Here is a 1,109-nt window from a genome sequence, read left to right on the forward strand (position 1 = left end):
GACTAGACGAATTCGTCTTAAGCTAAAGGGTAATTCTATTGTATATCAAGTTCATAAGTTTATTCAATTTTATGTTCTTATTCTTCGTAATGAATGGTGGAGACACTATTAGCCTTATTCTTTAACATTAGGCTAGTAACAGTCTTGCCTTTTACAATCAATTTTCATATTATTGTAATTACGTTTGATACTCTACTAAAAATAGCCACAAAAAAGCCCACGCTATCGTGGGCTTTTTTTATGGCTAACAGCGCTACTTAAAGAAAAATTATTCCCACTCAATCGTCGCAGGTGGCTTGCTCGACACATCATAAGTCACACGTGACACATCAGCTATTTCGTTCATGATGCGGTTCGATACCGTCTCGATCAAATCATACGGCAGATGCGCAAAGCGCGCCGTCATAAAGTCTACGGTCTCAACGGCACGCAGCGCAATCACCCAAGCATAGCGGCGACCGTCACCGACCACGCCGACTGATTTGATCGGTTGGAATACGGCAAAGGCTTGCGCCGTTTTGTCATACCAGCCTGAACGCTCAAGCTCTTGCATAAAGATAGCATCAGCCAAACGCAAGACATCGGCGTATTCTTTTTTCACTTCGCCTAGTATACGCACGCCCAAACCTGGACCTGGGAACGGATGACGATAGATCATTTTTGCTGGTAAGCCTAAAGTAATACCAAGCTTGCGCACTTCATCTTTGAACAAATCACGTAACGGCTCAATCAGTTTGAATGCCAAGTCATCTGGCAAGCCGCCGACGTTGTGGTGGCTCTTAATCACGTGGGCTTTGCCTTGATGTGATTTGGCAGATTCGATGACGTCTGGGTAAATCGTACCCTGTGCCAAAAACTCAACGACTTTACCATCGCTCTGCTCACTCACTTGACGCGCGCTATCAGCGAATACGTCAATGAACGTTTTGCCGATAATTTTGCGTTTTTTCTCTGGATCAGACTCGCCTGCTAGCGCATCTAAGAACAAGTCCTCAGCATCGACGCGGATGACTTTGACGCCCATGTTTTCTGCAAAAACTTGCATGACCTGATCGCCTTCATGCAGACGCAAGAGACCGTTATCTACAAATACACAGGTCAACTGATCG

1 protein-coding gene is annotated in these 1,109 nt (G+C 45.0%); it reads right to left on the reverse strand.

The window, feature by feature from the left end; translation table 11 throughout:
- Positions 1–268 precede the first annotated feature (268 nt).
- Positions 269–1,109: glutamine-hydrolyzing GMP synthase (gene guaA, locus ACS8FC_RS14735; RefSeq protein WP_439297319.1), on the reverse strand; the 841-nt coding region annotated here is incomplete at its 5' end.

Source organism: Psychrobacter sp. 1Y4 (assembly GCF_051847555.1).